Here is a 15407-nt window from a genome sequence, read left to right as displayed (position 1 = left end):
TAGACACCTCAGTTATCAACTAATAATCTATTATATTATAGCACTTTATGCAATAAACTGAGCATTGAATACAATAAAAATAGCAAATGTAGCGAATATAATAGTTAATAAGAATAACTCATACATAGGGAGTTGATTATATATGAAAAATTTTTTTAAGAGCTATAAAATGTCTTTGATGCTACTTTTATCAATAGTACTAGGAGGAGTGATAGGGGTTATTTTAGGACCAAAGGCTATAGTGCTGGAACCTTTTGGAGAAATATTTTTAAACTTGATGTTTACTATAATAGTACCATTAGTGTTTTTCAGTGTAGCATCAGCTATAGCTAACATGAGTGGTATAAATAGATTGGGAAAAATAATGATAAATATTGCAACGGTTTTTGTAGCTACTGCATTGATAGCTGGCATATTAGGAATTATAGGTGCAATGATTTTTAATCCAACTACAGGTTTAGAGTGGGAATCTATTAAAGCTATTTTATCTCAAGGGGGAGTGGGAATTGGAGAGAAAGTTGAAAAGATATCACTATCAAAGCAGTTAGTAGGAACAATTACGGTAGGGGATTTTTCGGAATTATTTTCAAAAAATAATATGCTTCAAATAATTGTTTTCTCTGTGATATTTGGAATATCAACAGCATTAGCTGGGGAAAAGGCAATAATTATAAAAAAAATTTTAAATTCAGCTACAGTTGCAATGATGAAGATGGTAGAAATAATTATGTATTATGCTCCAATTGGATTAGGATGCTATTTTGCTTCTGTAATAGGGCAATTAGGGACACAAATATTACAAGGATACTTAAAGGTTTTTCTTTTATACTTAGGTTTGACAGCAATATATTATTTTATATTTTTTAGTATATATGCATATATATCCGCTGGGGAATTAGGTTTTAGAGGATTTTGGAGAAATGCAATCGCACCAACAGTAACAGCTTTAGCTACTTGTTCCAGTGCTGCATCAATTCCAGTTAATCTCGAAGCTGCTAAGAAAATAGGTGTACCAAAAGATATAGCAGAAACCGCAATTCCTCTAGGGGCTAACACACATAAGGATGGCTCTGTTATTGGTGGAGTGCTAAAAATAGTATTTTTATTTGGCTTGTTTGGTAAAGAAATTAACAATATTCCAGTAATTTTATCAATACTTTTAGTAAGCTTTCTAGTAGGTGCGGTTATGGGAGCAATACCAGGTGGCGGAATGATAGGAGAAATGCTAATAATAAGTGTTTATGGATTTCCACCTGAAGCACTTCCCATAATCGCTGTTATTAGTACGATTATAGATGCACCAGCTACTGTATTAAATTCAACAGGAAATATTGTTTCTTCGATGTTAGTTTCAAAGTTTGTTGATGGAAAGGAGTGGCTAAAGATTAGTTGAACTTAAAACTATTAAGTAGATGTAGTTTGTTAAATTATTAGTATGTAAAGAAAAGATATGCCTTTGATTTATAAAGGCATATCTTTATGTTCTATATTCCTAATATTATCTAATAAATAACTTTTGGCATGTTCAAAATGACTCTTCATAAGGGAAATTGTTTTATCAAAGTCTCTATTTACAATAGATGATGTAATATTTTTATGTTCTAGAAGAACCAGTGATTGTGCAACTGTAAAATTTTGATATATAGTTGTTAATATACTAAATTGACTTCTTATATTTTTTGAAGCGTTATATAATCTTGAGTTATCAGCATATTTAAAGAAAATATCATGAAAATTATCTGAGTGAAGTCTAAAGTCTTCTAGATTTCCTAATTCTAATGATTTTTCTTGTAATTCAATGCAATTATTAAGTTCACATATAATATCATCTATTTTTTTGCTCTTTAAAGCTAAATTTAATGCAGCTAAATCTAAATATAAGCAGAAATCATAAATCTCTTCAATATCTTTCTCTTTAATATCAATTACTTTCGCCCCAATATTTGTTACGTGTTCAATTAGTCCTTCCTGGCTTAATCTATTTAAAGCTTCTCTAATTGGAGTTGAACTTGTATTGAATTTTTCTTGTAGAATCTTTAAAGTTAGCTTTTCACCACATTTAATATTTTGATTGATAATATCTTCTCTTAAAATTGTATAAATTTGCTCTGCTAAAGTAATTTTAACCAAATTTCTCATTATTTTACCTCTTCAAATGTTAATAATATTTTATAATTAGCTTCATTTATTTTATTATAATTGTCCTTATATTAAAATACAATGATAATATTTTGCATTTTGCATTTTGCAAAATGCATATTGTCTAATACAAAGCCCTGTGTTAGTATTAGATTACAGGATAAATAGTGAAAATTAGAAGAGAAAAACAAACTCAAAACCTTTATGCTTTAATAGAAGTGATAGTAATGCATCCTGGTGAATATTGGTATTGTGGCTGCCGCGTTACGGAATGCCTATAGAAGGTGCTATAAGGCTTCGTCATCCATTGATGAATAAAGTACACTGGATTGGAAAAGAGAAATTAATAAACAAACATAATTATTAAAAGAGAGGGGTAATGGATGTGATTCTAAAAGAAATAACACAGGCATTTGGAGTAAGTGGATATGAAAGAGAAGTAAGAGATATTATAAAAAATGATATCGTAGATTATGCAGATGACATTTTAACTGATGCTTTAGGGAATTTAATTGTATATAAAAAAGGCTCAGGAGCAAATAAAAAGAATATAATGCTAGCAGCTCATATGGATGAAATAGGTATTCAAGTAACTAAAATTGAAGATAATGGAATGATTAAGGTAAAATCCTTAGGCTTTCTTTGGATTCCAACAACATATATGAGTAGAGTTAAATTCAGAAACGAAACCATAGGTATTGTTTCAAGCACAGTAAAAGTGGAGGATTTAAAGAATGATTTTACAAAGTTATATGTAGATATTGGAGTTAAATCAAAAGAAGAGGCTTTAAAGTATATAAAGGTGGGAGATGTAGCTTCCTATATTGGAGAATATGCGGAACTTAAAGATAATAATATTACTGCAAAAGCATTAGATAATAGAATAGGTTGCTATATTCTCATTGAGGCATTAAAGAAGATAGATGATCCTTATAATGATACTTATTTTGTATTTACAGTACAAGAAGAGGTTGGATGCAGAGGAGCTATAGTGGCTGCAGAAAGAATAAAACCAGATTTAGGAATAGCTGTTGATATTACACCAGCTCATGACTATCCTTGTGATTTGGAGGGAAGCAATAAGGTTGGAGAGGGGACAGCAATAAAGGTATCAGATACCTCAGTAATATGTGATGAATATCTTGTAGAGGAAATGGTAAAATGTTGTGAGGAATATAATATAAAATATCAAATGGATGTAATTTATGTTGGAGGAACCGATGCAAGCTCTATTAATAGATCTAATTTTGGAGTAAAAGCAGCAGGTATATCTGTTGTAACAAGGTATCCACATGGACCAAACGCAATAGTTAATATGAAGGATGTTGATGCTTCCATTGAATTGCTAACTAAATATATAGACAGAGATTTCAATTTTGAATATTAGTAAACAAAAGAAACCATATTTTAAAATTCGAGACCATATTAGAGAAAATCTAGTATGGTATTTTTTGTTATAAAAAATAGATGTTTTCTAAGATAAAACTGTCAAAAAATATCATAATCCAAAATAATAGACTAAAATTAAAAGATTTTATGAAAATATACTAATTGTTTGTATGTTATTTATAGAAGTGTGTTCCAAATATGCCATAATTATTATATAATTAAATTATACCAAATTACATAAAAAATGGAGGGGTTTATTATGAAAAAAATTTGTAAATTAATGGGAAAGGTTTTTTTAAGTATAGCAGCATTAATGGTTGTGGTGGCACCTGCATCTTTTGTTAGCGTAGGAGTAGAAGAAATGCCTGAATCCATGACTAAAACTCGTTAAACTTACAACTTATTATAAGAAATAAACTAAAAAACACAAAAGATAAAAGTTTAAAACACAAAAGATGAACTGTTTTTCTTTATTTATTTTTATCTAAATATATAGAAGGGACAGATTTTAGTGCTATTAAATATATGTGATATGCTAACCACAGGTTGCCAATCATTTTTATTTGTATTTACATGCAATAATATAGTATCTAAAGACAATAAAATTTCAAAACTTAAACTTGGTATTTTAATGGGAATTATTTTTATAATATCTATGATATTTACTCATAGTAATATTGATACTCCATATGCAAATTTGATGATGATAATTAGCACCTTGTCAATTATTATTTTGTTTTACAGAGGATCTATTTTAGATACTTTTCTTGGGTTTGGGATACTTTATTCAATATTTATATTGACATCATATTTTATAATTACATTTTATCAAAATTTAATAGTTAAATTGAATTTTAATATATCAATTGAATTGCAAACACTTATGTTCATTTATATACCGACTTGGCTGGTATATATTTTAGTATATAAATTCAGAAAGTATTTTTTTAATGCTATTATGGGTTTAAAAAGTCTAAGACCATCCTTAATTTTTGTTTTACTTTTAAACTATACCTTAATTCTAACAGATACTATGCGCATACATTGGCAAATAGAAGATATAGGAGATATATTTAAGTATAGCTTATATCTTATAAGTTTAATGGCTTTTATTTTTGCTATAATATATTTTGCAAAAATTAATGATAAATTACAAGAGGTAGAAATGCTAAATTCTGCGTTAAATGAAAAAATTACTGAACTGAAAAAGCTAAAGCATGATTATGGAAGTGAAATAAGCAGTCTTTATGGGCTTTACCAACTTGGAAAAATAGATAGGATTGGAGAATTATTAAAAAATATTGTTGAAAGATATCAATCTTTAAATACGACGATAAATATAAGTGTCCAAGCAACCCCAATAGTTGCTTCGATACTACATTCTGCTGTTGCAGCAAATATTGATGTAATTGTTTTCGATAGTGCGGACTATGAAAATTTAAACATTACAGATGGTGAGCTAATAAAAGTGTTATCTAATATTGTTAATAATTCCAGAGATGCGCTAAAAGATGTTAAGAATCCAATAATTAAGTTTAAAAGCTATAACGGTTACGATGGAGTTATTATTAATATAATTAATAATGGGCCAGAGATACCAAAAGAAATTAGAAATAAAATTTTTGAATCAGGATTTAGTACAAAGGAGAATTCAAGCGGTGATAGAGGGTATGGTCTTAATATTGTAAGTAATATTATTAGTCAATGCAATGGGAAAATTTCAGTTGAAAGTAATAACCAATGGACACAGTTTAAGATTGAAATTCCATATAAAGATTCTTAGAATCTTAGGTTTTTAAGTGATGTGGGGGTATTATATTTGAGGAAAGTAATTAAACTAATTGCTGGATATATCTCCAGAGTAAATAAATACACTAAAGATGAAGAAGAACAAATAGAATATGCATTAAGGATAATCGTTTTTGAGACCCTGAAAATTGCTGGTATAATAATTATATTTAGCTTAATGGGGTACCATATTGAGGCTATTATTGCCATGGGAACTATGGTTATGACTAAGCCATATATCGGTGGTTATCATGAGGATACTCAGATAAAATGTTTTACTGCTACTTTAATAATTATTGGCAGCATTATTTACTTAAGTGTTAATTTAAATATTGATTTTATATCTAAAGTAATTTTAAGTGCAGTATCTTTTTATTGCATTTTACATCAGGCACCAGTAATTAATCCAAGTATGCCCTTGACAAAACCTGAGCTTATTAAAAGAAATAGAGTGGTGGGAATCGTCAGTACTCTAGTATTTATTTTAATTTCTATAGTTTTCTATAAAAATAGTGTAATTTCCAATACAATACTATGGACTGTGGTTTTTCAAACATTATTGATGTTTAATAAAAGGAATATTAAATGGCAGGTGACAGACTCATAAGCGTTTGTCACCTATTTATATGGTTTTTTATAATTCTACATTATAGTTTAAAATAAATGTAATATTATTTACTTTAAATTAAAACTATGTAATAATAGAAAGTTGTAAAACTATATTTATGATTAGTATTTATAAAAATATGAAAATGATAAAATGGTTAATAATTCATATAGTGAGGAGTAAAAATGAAGATAGGATTTGATCATGAAAAATATTTAGAAGAACAATCGAAATACATTTTAGAAAGAGTCAATGATTATGACAAGTTGTACTTAGAATTTGGTGGGAAACTTCTATTTGATCTTCATGCAAAAAGAGTTTTACCAGGATTTGATGAAAACGCGAAAATTAAATTATTATACAAATTAAAAGAAAAAGTTGAGATAATTATCTGTGTATATGCAGGTGATATAGAAAGAAATAAAATACGAGGGGATTTTGGAATCACCTATGACATGGATGTTTTAAGGCTCATTGATGATTTAAGAGGTTATAATCTTGAAGTAAATAGTGTGGTAATTACTAGATATGAGGGACAGCCGGCCACAACTGTTTTTATAAATAAGCTTGAACGTAGAGGGATAAAAGTATATAAACATAAGGCAACTAAAGGATATCCTACAGATGTAGATACAATTGTAAGTGATGAGGGTTACGGTAAAAATCCATATATTGAAACAACAAAACCTATTGTTGTGGTGACAGCACCAGGACCAGGAAGTGGAAAGTTAGCAACTTGCCTTAGCCAGCTTTATCATGAATACAAGCAAGGTAGAGTAGCAGGGTATTCAAAGTTTGAAACTTTCCCTGTATGGAATGTTCCTTTAAAGCACCCTCTAAATATAGCCTATGAAGCTGCAACGGTAGATCTTCAAGACGTGAATATGATTGATCCATTTCATCTTGAAGTTTACAATGAAATGGCTGTAAATTATAACCGTGATATTGAAATGTTTCCTGTACTTAAAAGAATTATAGAGAAAATAACAGGAGAGAAATCTGTTTATGAATCTCCAACAGATATGGGGGTTAACAGAGTAGGTTTTGGTATAATTGACGATGAGGTTATTAAAGAAGCATCCAAACAAGAGATAATAAGAAGATATTTTAAAACAAGTTGTGAGTATAAAAAAGGATATGTAGATAAGGAAACTTTCCAGAGAGCAAAACTTATTATGGAAGAACTTAATCTAAAAGCAGAAGATAGAAAAGTTGTTATACCTGCAAGAGAGCGCTCAGCTAAATTAAAGGAAATATCTAATAAAAATGAAGTTTGTTCAGCTGTAGCGATAGAACTTCATAATGGTACAATACTTACTGGAAAAAGCTCAAATATAATGGATGCAACGGCTGCTGTAGTTTTAAATGCAGTTAAATATTTTGCCAATATATCTGATGAAATTCATCTTATTTCTCCAGTTATACTTGAACCAATCATAAATCTAAAGTTGAAGACATTAGGCAGTAAAAGTACAGCATTAAGTTGTGAAGAAGTGCTGATTGCGCTAAGTATTTGTGCTGCTACAAATCCAATGGCACAAGTGGCTATGGAAAAGTTAGTAATGCTAAAGGGATGTCAAGCTCATTCAACTACGATTTTAACTAGAAATGATGAACAGACTTTTGGAAAACTTGGCATAGATATAACATGTGATTCTGAATATCCTTCAGCTAGCCTTTACTATAATAATTAAACCTAGATAAATCAATGGCTACAAGAGATACTCAGAATATATGTAAACATGATAATTTTAAAAAGTATATATGATACCTTCAATATTTAAATCAAAATATTGGGGGTATTTTTTATATGTCTAGAAAATGGATGTCTACAAAAGTAATGGATAATACTAAAAAAATTAGTACAGCATTGGAAGAGTTCGCAGAAAAGATGAAGTTGGAAAATAAAAGTAAATATACTATTTATACTTATAAGGAAATAATTAATAGATTTATTAAAGTTATAGGAGATAAAGAAATTAGTAAAGTTAATAGTAAAGATATTGATAAACTAGTAAAGTATCTATCTCCTACGAATAGAAATACATCTATTAATACTAATCTAATACATATAAATGTTTTTATTAATAACTTTGCTAAAAGCAGAAGTTACAATAAAGGGTTTAAGATACAAAGACTAAAAGCAGAACAATGTAAAAAAGAAGTTTATAGCAAAGAAGAAATTGTAAGATTATTAACACCAAACCCAAAAGAAACATTTATGCAGATGCAAATGAGGGTAATAATAGCTACATTTTGTAGCACTGCGTTAAGAGTTAGCGAACTAATAAGTTTGCAAGTAAAAGATGTAGATATAAAAGAGGGAATTATATATACAAGGCATACAAAAACAAATAAGCCTAGAATAACACCAATCTCTAAATCTTTAAGTCCACTAATGCAGGAATGGCTACAAAAAAGACAATATTTAACTGAAGAGGACACTTTATTTTGTAATGTATTTGGAGAGCCATTAAAAAGGAGCGTTTTACAAACTGGATATTATAGATATGCAAAAAGAAAAGGACTTGAACAAACAGGACTACATAAATTCAGGAGAACTTTTATAACGCATAGTGTAAATAATAATATAGATATTATTAGATTAGCTAGAATCACAGGGCATACACAGTTAAAAACTTTAAGCGAATATTATGTTTCTAGCAAGAAAGAGGTTAAGAAATTAGCAGATAAAGTAAGTATACTAGAGGACTTAGAAAAGCCTAGAAAAGCAATTAAAAAAGATGGAGGAGGTAGATAGAAATGACTAAGAAAAAGTGGTATGAACACGTAAAGCCATACATAAAAGACCTATTTTTAAGAAAAATACTACAAGTTAATCTATCACCTCAAGCTATAAAACTTTTGTTAATATTAAAGGGGCATAAGAATAGTTCAACAAAGCTTTGTAATCCTTCACAGGCACTTTTGGCTATAGAGATGGGTAAATCTATTAGAAGCATTCAACGTTACTTAAAAGAGCTTATAGAGGCTGGAATAGTAGCAGTAGAACGTATGGGGAGAATGATGAGCAACAGATACCATTTACTTATTGATGATGATTTGGAGCAGTTTAAAAAGCAATATGCAGAATCAAAAGAAGTAGCTACTAATATCAAAGATAAATGCAACAAGTACATAAATAAGAACAGAGGTAACGAGCTACAAAAAGGAACGTGGGATTATACTGGTAGGGGAACAGATTATTATACTAATCTAGCAAATAAGCTTTTAGGACTAACCTAAGCAAAAAAGGGAAAAAGCACTTGCAGAACGGGCATTCTGAACAAGTGCAAACAACTTAATATCACAAACTTTTACACTTACTATTATATCAAACTTTTTTAAAAATATAAACAGAGTAAGTGTATTTGGCGTATAAAAATTTAATAAGAAAATTATTATTAATTAATATTTGTATTTTATTATAAGTGTTTTATGTTTTCAGGAAGTATTTTTTAGATGCGAACTACTAAAACATTTATAAAAGAATACAATTCATTTCCATTTGTATCCAATTTTACAAAGTGAGACGACATTCATGCTATACGGATGCGACAAACTTATCTAAAAGTGATATGACAAGGATGTGCCGGAAATATATATACTTCTTTTAATATAATATAATTTAATAGTCGCTATAAAATAGAGGAATTTAAAATATCATATAAAATTAAAGTTAACTCTTAATTCAAAAATAGATATATATTGATAATAAATATTAAAAGCAATAAAATGTGATTAATTTTGCATCTATATGGGGATTTCTATATAGGTTTCTTTTTTGAATTATACTATAATTTATATAGATGGAGGTGTAGTATATTGAGCATGAGTGAATTAAATATGGGTAAAGTAAATAGTGGATATCTAGATATTTATAGAGCATATAAAATATGTGAATCTGACGATAGCTCAAAATATATTGAAAAAGTTAAGAAAATGCGTTGTGTAATATCTGACTATGAAGTTGAGGACAAAAATGTAATATACTTTCTAAAAAAAGACTTCGAAAGAGAGATTGATAATGGAGTTAATGAGATTTCTAGAAGGATTGAAAATGATATAAAAAATTTTGAAAATATAAGAATATCTGATAAAGAAATAGCTGCAACAAAAGAAAATCAAGACAAAATAGAGCTTCAAGATATTTTAATTAATATATATGAAAAAGATAAAAATTTGCAAATACAAATTTCGAGTAATTATAAAAACTTTTTATATGATAATTTAATGAATATGTGTAATGTAATGGAACATAACACTATTTATTTAGGAAAGCCAATTAGATTGTTTACGGAAACACATTTATGCCAACCTATTTATATAAAATATAATAATACATTTAAAATAGTTAATGTGAAAATAATATTCTATAGTTGTGGGACAATCATAATACAATATAGTATACCTATAGATGGTTATGAATTCTTTCATTTAATTAATTCACCAGAGGAAAGAATTATATTATTTGATAAGATATATATTCCAGAATATATAGAAGATAATAATAGTAGTTATAATTATATTAATAAAAATTATAAAAATTTCAATGAAGCTATTTTAGCATATGATACATATATACTTAAAGAATTAAAAAAATTAGACTCACAACTTACATTTTTTAAAAATTATACATTAATAGACTATGATGATATACCTCCTAACTTCAATGCTGCTAATGGAAATTTAAAGAAGAAAACATTTTGGATTCTCAATCATCCTTTTGGATATTTTAATGATCAGGAAAATAATATATATAAGGATTTTTGGGAAGAAGAGGGTTTTAACGCTAATAAATACCTTAGAATTTTTTGTTCAAGCACAGGTAGAACAGCCTTGTTATTTAGCTCCGATGTTTTTGACATACCTATAAATAAAAATGATAAAATAAAAATGACTACAGAACAATTATATAAAGCTGCAATGACATATATATCTGCATCTTTAGAAAATGTCATTATACAAAAAAGTTATTATACAGAATTTATAATTAGAGAACTGGATATAAATGAACCGTTAAAGAAAATAAGAGAACGAAAGGCTAAGATAATAGAAATAACTGATCTTTCTTTCTTTATTTCATACGGCGGATATGGATCTGTAAAAAGGTTGCAAGAATATTTAAATTCAAAACTTATAGATTTTTTGCCAAAAGAATTATTGGAAAAAAGGTTAGCTTCATATGAAGAGATTATTAATTTAAAACAATCAAATTTAAGTAATAAATATAATTCTTTTATGGCATTTATAGCAATGTTAGTTCCGATAGTATTTGGATTAAATCCTATCAATGATATGTTAAGTATAGTTGAATCTAAATTTGGATTGCTAAAAGATCTTCAGTTAAATCAATACTCCATTCATATATGGATTTTACTAATTATAATTGTGCTTATTAGTATTATATTTTTATATATTGAAAGTATAAAAAGGTTTTCTATAAATGCTACTAAAACTATTACTTATATTATAAAAAACATAATTAGTATTAAAGATATGGATGAAACAAAGATAGATAAGAAGCACTAATATTGTTTTTCTATATTGTAGAATATTAAAATTATCTATAAATTAATTATATAGTGTATGCATAATAAACATAAAGAGGGGGCAGAAGATGAGTGAGAGTGAAAAGAATTTATTAGATAGACTTAGCAATAAGTTACCTCTGAATACAGGTAAAGACAGAATGATAAAGTTAGATAAAAACAATTCTGATGATGTAGAATGGTATGAAAAAGACGTGCCGAGGTGCTGATATGAATAAAATTAAGCCACTTAGCCTAGGTATTTTACAAAATAAGAAATCTACTATAATTTCAACAGAAGAGTCTTTAAAAGATGTTGTTCCCATGAATTGGAGCGAAGAAGTATTATCAGTGGAAAAGAAGGTTTTGATAGACTGTACTCCTGTTGAATCCATAGAAAAAAGCCTCAAAGAAATAAAAGAATTTAAAGATGGAAAAAGAAAATTTAAAACATTAGAGGAATCTCAGAAGATGTGGGCTGATTGGATTGAGGATATGGAAGATGAGTAAAAGGGTACACGCTGAATGTATACCCTTAATAAAATTACTAGATAACACTGCTGAAGGTCAATAAATGGCTTACTATAGAATCAGTGGTCAACAAAAAGCTTATGTATTTATAAAAGGTCAATGATTGGCTTGTTTTTAACTGTTTAAACAAAACAAAACCTGAAATCATATTAATATGCAAGCCGTTTATTGACCTTTGATATAAAAATATAAGCCATTTATTGACCTTTATGTAAATGATAAAATAACATTGTACTAAAAGTAAAAATAAAAATGTAGACTTATATACTGATTGATTTAGTATATAAGTCTACATTTTTTATTGTTTAAATAGGCAATGTAAATCCTATGAAAATGGCTAAATGTATTAAAGAATTGGAAAGAATTTATGGAATAAAACAGGGAAATAATCAATTTAATGGTTCGGAAATTATTTCCGAAGCTAATAAAACTCAATCTGACTTAGCAGAACAGATAGGAATAGACCAAAGGCAATTACAAAACTATAAAAAACTCAACGACCTAATACCAGAACTACAGTCATTAGTTGAAAATGGTACTTTAAAAGCAACTACAGCATATAAAATATGGGCTAAAATGCCACCAGAAGAACAAGAAATGTTTTTTAATGATATTGGTCAAGAGAAGATAAAAAAGCTAACTTATTACCAATAGGATATAGCTTGGTTAAGTATATCTGTGAAAATGAATTAAAGGCAGATAAAATCTATATCCATATAGATAGTAGTATTAAGATTTATAATTATCCGTTTGTTAAAAATAAATATTCTGAATGGTAATAATGTAGACTTATATACGAATCAATTTAGTGTATATAGTGTCTACATTTTTTTATTGTTTAAATAGATAAAACTTGGAAATCATATATAGTAACATTATATATTATATGGGAGTATTGAGAAATGGATATTTTAAGCATTAGTTCAAAAGAGTTGAAAAGTTATAGAGATTTTGACAATATAAATACAGAAGTTGATAATTTGAATATTTTAAAATATAATTTTAAATATAGTTATGATAAAGAATATTTCAATAATATTGTAGAAGAAAATATAAAAACTATTAAAAGTGAATTATTTATTGATAGCAAGGAAATAATTGAGGAAATAATTCAAGTAATCCCTATTTTAAATTCTACACCAACTAAAGAAATTAATCCTAATTTTCAATACCTAGATGATAATATAAAAAATAAAATTGTTAGTTATATATATTGGAAATATAAAAATGAAAATAGTAGTGAAAAAGCTAATATTCAAAATCTAAAAAGATTATTAGGACTAAAAAAAGGGAAAGAAGAGTATATAATACCAGTTAAGTATAGGATAAAGTGTCCTAAATGTGATGGAGATGGAATTATATATATTTATAATTATGAGCTAGATTGTACCAAATATGAATGTTTAACCTGTAGTCATAAAGAAGAAAGGGATAGTTATGATTATAATTATGGTATTTTATTAAAATGTTGTTGTAAAAATTGCATGGATATTAAAGAAAGATTATATCATGCTATAAAATTTAATTTAAAAAATTTAGTAGATGAAATAAAATGTAGATTTATAGATGAATATTTTAAATTAGAAGATAGCACTACTCCGAGCATACAGAGAATGAAAGATGACTTTAAGGCATATTCAAGTATATTAACTAAAGATGAAGACGAAATATTATCATTTAATCCTAAGACAATAAATGAAGTTGTAAAGATAATTAAACAGATTAAAATTAGGGATTCTAAGTATTCGAGGAGAAATATTGCCTTACAAGAATTTTTGGAACATGGAGTTATATATCATACAAAAAGCAAATTAAATGAAAATCAAATTAGCGCTATTTTAAATGAAATAATAATTAATAAATTTCTATCGTTTAGGATAAATAATAATAATAAATTAGATATTAATGATAAAATTAAATTTTTAAATGAGTTATATGATTATTTAGAAAGAGCATCTTTTGACGATTTTTATAAGATATATAAAGGTGAAATTTCTTTTAAAATAGGAGATATATATATTGATTATGAAAATATAATATGTTGTCATAGATATTTAAATATTGAATTGAATAATAATTATTTCATTGAAGATTTTGTAATGAATACTTATTATACAAAGAAAGAAATAATTAATAGTTCTAATGAATTATTAATTAAAAATAAAATTATCAAGAGTATATTTAAATCTAGAGCAGAAATTACTAGAAATATTATATCTAGAAACACGAATGATGGTCGGTTTGTGTTACCTAATTATGAAATGAATAAATTAATTAACCTGGAATGTATTAAACAATTGTTAAGCGAAAAAGAATATAAATATTTAAAGGGTTGTGAAGTAGATTTTTTTATATGTGATATGGAAGGATATATTCTAAAAGCGATAGAAGTACAAAAAGGTGAACATCATAATGAGTCAGAATGGATATGGAAAGATAATTGTAAAAAGAAAGTGTTTAGAATCTTAGGTATTGAGTTCGAGGAATATTATTAAATTTTTATATATTAAAGAAGGTAGTAGGATTTTATTCCTCTACCTTTTTTCTTCTTGTTTTATTATCTGTAAAATATCCGATATATCCACTTCTAGCACGTCACAGACTGCTTCTATTACATTATAACTTACAGCAGTAGTGTTATTGTTAGCAAAATTATAAAGCGTGCTATAACTTATATTACACTTTTTAGCTAGCCAATTTAAATTTCTTTCTTTAGATTCCAATATATCATTTAATTTAACCTTAATCAATTTATCACCTCCTACTATAAATATTATAACACATATAATATAAAAAATATAGTGTATGTGACTATAAATAGTCATTATAAAAATAATAATTATAGTGTTGACAATATAAAAAGTATAGTGTAATATAAAACTATAGTAAATAAAGTGAGGTGTAAGAAGTGGATGTGAAAATATTAAAAGAATTTATATTAATAGCAGAAGCTTTAAATGTAGAATTAACATTTAGTAACCTTAACAAGTTTAAAACTGCAATAAGTAAATTTTAAATACGGTTTATTCGTAATTAGATTTTAACTGTATCTAATTAAACATAATTGCATTAAGGAGAAGAGTTAAATAAAACAAAAATAAAAAGATGGAGGAATTTAAGATGAATAAAAATTTAACTACATTAGTTAAAGGAATAGAAAACGAGGTAAAGGACTTCTTTACAGACTTACGAGGGAAGGCAATAGTAATAGACTACGTTGCAGGCATCCAAAATATAGACTTTATAAATAACTGTTTTATTACAGAAACAGAATCTGAAATCATATTTGAAGACGAATATACTGAAAGATCTCCTATAGTTTTTAGCAAAGATATTATAGATAACATAGAAGTAGATGTTTTAGTTGGACAGGCATACATAAGCATGGGTAACATAGAGGTGATGATATATGCTGCATAAAG

The 15407-nt window shown here is 27.1% G+C and carries 16 protein-coding genes; 14 read left to right on the top strand and 2 right to left on the bottom strand.

Annotated elements, in window-relative coordinates:
- The first annotated feature begins 142 nt into the window (after nucleotides 1-142).
- Nucleotides 143-1393, top strand: coding sequence for a dicarboxylate/amino acid:cation symporter (locus tag KQI86_RS16880; RefSeq protein ID WP_216440591.1), 1251 nt, complete (start codon nucleotides 143-145; stop codon nucleotides 1391-1393).
- A 68-nt stretch (nucleotides 1394-1461) separates the two neighbouring features.
- On the opposite strand, the gene KQI86_RS16875 is transcribed toward KQI86_RS16880, so the two are convergent.
- Nucleotides 1462-2139 carry a GntR family transcriptional regulator gene (locus tag KQI86_RS16875; protein WP_216440590.1) on the bottom strand — a complete coding sequence of 226 codons (678 nt, stop codon included), beginning with the start codon at nucleotides 2137-2139 and terminating at the stop codon, nucleotides 1462-1464.
- Between the two features lie 379 nt (nucleotides 2140-2518).
- Here KQI86_RS16875 and KQI86_RS16870 point away from each other — a divergent pair, with 379 nt between their 5' ends.
- From KQI86_RS16870 to KQI86_RS16820, 12 genes are all read left to right on the top strand, one after another.
- Complete coding sequence (locus KQI86_RS16870) at nucleotides 2519-3526, top strand: M42 family metallopeptidase (protein WP_246582867.1); 1008 nt, start codon at nucleotides 2519-2521, stop codon at nucleotides 3524-3526.
- A gap of 261 nt (nucleotides 3527-3787) precedes the next feature.
- On the top strand, nucleotides 3788-3919 hold the full coding sequence (locus KQI86_RS20425) for a hypothetical protein (RefSeq protein WP_281417309.1): 132 nt from the start codon (nucleotides 3788-3790) through the stop codon (nucleotides 3917-3919).
- Nucleotides 3920-4039: 120 nt separating this feature from the next.
- Complete coding sequence (locus tag KQI86_RS20540) at nucleotides 4040-5311, top strand: sensor histidine kinase (RefSeq protein ID WP_216440589.1); 1272 nt, start codon at nucleotides 4040-4042, stop codon at nucleotides 5309-5311.
- A 36-nt stretch (nucleotides 5312-5347) separates the two neighbouring features.
- Nucleotides 5348-5923: an accessory gene regulator ArgB-like protein gene (locus KQI86_RS16860; RefSeq protein ID WP_216440588.1), complete on the top strand. Its 576-nt coding sequence runs from the start codon at nucleotides 5348-5350 to the stop codon at nucleotides 5921-5923.
- A gap of 185 nt (nucleotides 5924-6108) precedes the next feature.
- Nucleotides 6109-7617 (top strand): DUF1846 domain-containing protein, encoded by a 1509-nt coding sequence (locus KQI86_RS16855; protein WP_216440587.1) that lies wholly within the window; start codon nucleotides 6109-6111, stop codon nucleotides 7615-7617.
- Between the two features lie 116 nt (nucleotides 7618-7733).
- The gene (locus KQI86_RS16850; RefSeq protein ID WP_216440586.1) at nucleotides 7734-8684 is read left to right on the top strand and encodes a tyrosine-type recombinase/integrase; all 951 of its coding nucleotides are present in this window, start codon (nucleotides 7734-7736) and stop codon (nucleotides 8682-8684) included.
- 2 nt (nucleotides 8685-8686) lie between these two features.
- The gene (locus tag KQI86_RS16845; RefSeq protein ID WP_216440585.1) at nucleotides 8687-9169 is read left to right on the top strand and encodes a helix-turn-helix domain-containing protein; all 483 of its coding nucleotides are present in this window, start codon (nucleotides 8687-8689) and stop codon (nucleotides 9167-9169) included.
- A gap of 585 nt (nucleotides 9170-9754) precedes the next feature.
- Nucleotides 9755-11455: a hypothetical protein gene (locus KQI86_RS16840; RefSeq protein WP_216440584.1), complete on the top strand. Its 1701-nt coding sequence runs from the start codon at nucleotides 9755-9757 to the stop codon at nucleotides 11453-11455.
- 88 nt (nucleotides 11456-11543) lie between these two features.
- Complete coding sequence (locus tag KQI86_RS16835) at nucleotides 11544-11684, top strand: hypothetical protein (protein WP_216440583.1); 141 nt, start codon at nucleotides 11544-11546, stop codon at nucleotides 11682-11684.
- 1 nt (nucleotide 11685) lies between these two features.
- Nucleotides 11686-11964 (top strand): hypothetical protein, encoded by a 279-nt coding sequence (locus KQI86_RS16830; RefSeq protein ID WP_216440858.1) that lies wholly within the window; start codon nucleotides 11686-11688, stop codon nucleotides 11962-11964.
- A 354-nt stretch (nucleotides 11965-12318) separates the two neighbouring features.
- Entirely contained in the window at nucleotides 12319-12639 is a 321-nt protein-coding gene (locus KQI86_RS16825) for a hypothetical protein (protein ID WP_246582866.1), read from the top strand.
- 248 nt (nucleotides 12640-12887) lie between these two features.
- Nucleotides 12888-14480, top strand: coding sequence for a hypothetical protein (locus KQI86_RS16820; protein ID WP_216440582.1), 1593 nt, complete (start codon nucleotides 12888-12890; stop codon nucleotides 14478-14480).
- A gap of 39 nt (nucleotides 14481-14519) precedes the next feature.
- Here KQI86_RS16820 and KQI86_RS16815 read toward each other — a convergent pair whose 3' ends face one another.
- On the bottom strand, nucleotides 14520-14735 hold the full coding sequence (locus tag KQI86_RS16815) for a helix-turn-helix domain-containing protein (RefSeq protein WP_216440581.1): 216 nt from the start codon (nucleotides 14733-14735) through the stop codon (nucleotides 14520-14522).
- A 370-nt stretch (nucleotides 14736-15105) separates the two neighbouring features.
- On the opposite strand from KQI86_RS16815, the gene KQI86_RS16810 reads away from it, so the two are divergent.
- On the top strand, nucleotides 15106-15405 hold the full coding sequence (locus KQI86_RS16810; protein WP_216440580.1) for a hypothetical protein: 300 nt from the start codon (nucleotides 15106-15108) through the stop codon (nucleotides 15403-15405).
- Nucleotides 15406-15407: the final 2 nt, after the last annotated feature.

Source organism: Clostridium mobile (assembly GCF_018918285.1).
In the GTDB taxonomy this organism is placed as follows: Bacteria; Bacillota; Clostridia; order Clostridiales; family Clostridiaceae; genus Clostridium_AW; species Clostridium_AW mobile.
The sequence above is the reverse complement of the archived record's forward strand: the minus strand, read 5'-3'. Positions and strand labels throughout refer to the sequence as shown.

What these genes read in the sequence shown, in the direction of transcription:
- KQI86_RS16880 (WP_216440591.1), top strand. Translation starts at nt 143, where the DNA reads ATGAAAAATTTTTTTAAGAGCTATAAAATGTCTTTGATGCTACTTTTA.
- KQI86_RS16875 (WP_216440590.1), bottom strand. Translation starts at nt 2,139, where the DNA reads ATGAGAAATTTGGTTAAAATTACTTTAGCAGAGCAAATTTATACAATT.
- KQI86_RS16870 (WP_246582867.1), top strand. Translation starts at nt 2,519, where the DNA reads ATGGATGTGATTCTAAAAGAAATAACACAGGCATTTGGAGTAAGTGGA.
- KQI86_RS20425 (WP_281417309.1), top strand. Translation starts at nt 3,788, where the DNA reads ATGAAAAAAATTTGTAAATTAATGGGAAAGGTTTTTTTAAGTATAGCA.
- KQI86_RS16855 (WP_216440587.1), top strand. Translation starts at nt 6,109, where the DNA reads ATGAAGATAGGATTTGATCATGAAAAATATTTAGAAGAACAATCGAAA.
- KQI86_RS16850 (WP_216440586.1), top strand. Translation starts at nt 7,734, where the DNA reads ATGTCTAGAAAATGGATGTCTACAAAAGTAATGGATAATACTAAAAAA.
- KQI86_RS16845 (WP_216440585.1), top strand. Translation starts at nt 8,687, where the DNA reads ATGACTAAGAAAAAGTGGTATGAACACGTAAAGCCATACATAAAAGAC.
- KQI86_RS16840 (WP_216440584.1), top strand. Translation starts at nt 9,755, where the DNA reads ATGAGTGAATTAAATATGGGTAAAGTAAATAGTGGATATCTAGATATT.
- KQI86_RS16835 (WP_216440583.1), top strand. Translation starts at nt 11,544, where the DNA reads ATGAGTGAGAGTGAAAAGAATTTATTAGATAGACTTAGCAATAAGTTA.
- KQI86_RS16830 (WP_216440858.1), top strand. Translation starts at nt 11,686, where the DNA reads ATGAATAAAATTAAGCCACTTAGCCTAGGTATTTTACAAAATAAGAAA.
- KQI86_RS16825 (WP_246582866.1), top strand. Translation starts at nt 12,319, where the DNA reads ATGGCTAAATGTATTAAAGAATTGGAAAGAATTTATGGAATAAAACAG.
- KQI86_RS16820 (WP_216440582.1), top strand. Translation starts at nt 12,888, where the DNA reads ATGGATATTTTAAGCATTAGTTCAAAAGAGTTGAAAAGTTATAGAGAT.
- KQI86_RS16810 (WP_216440580.1), top strand. Translation starts at nt 15,106, where the DNA reads ATGAATAAAAATTTAACTACATTAGTTAAAGGAATAGAAAACGAGGTA.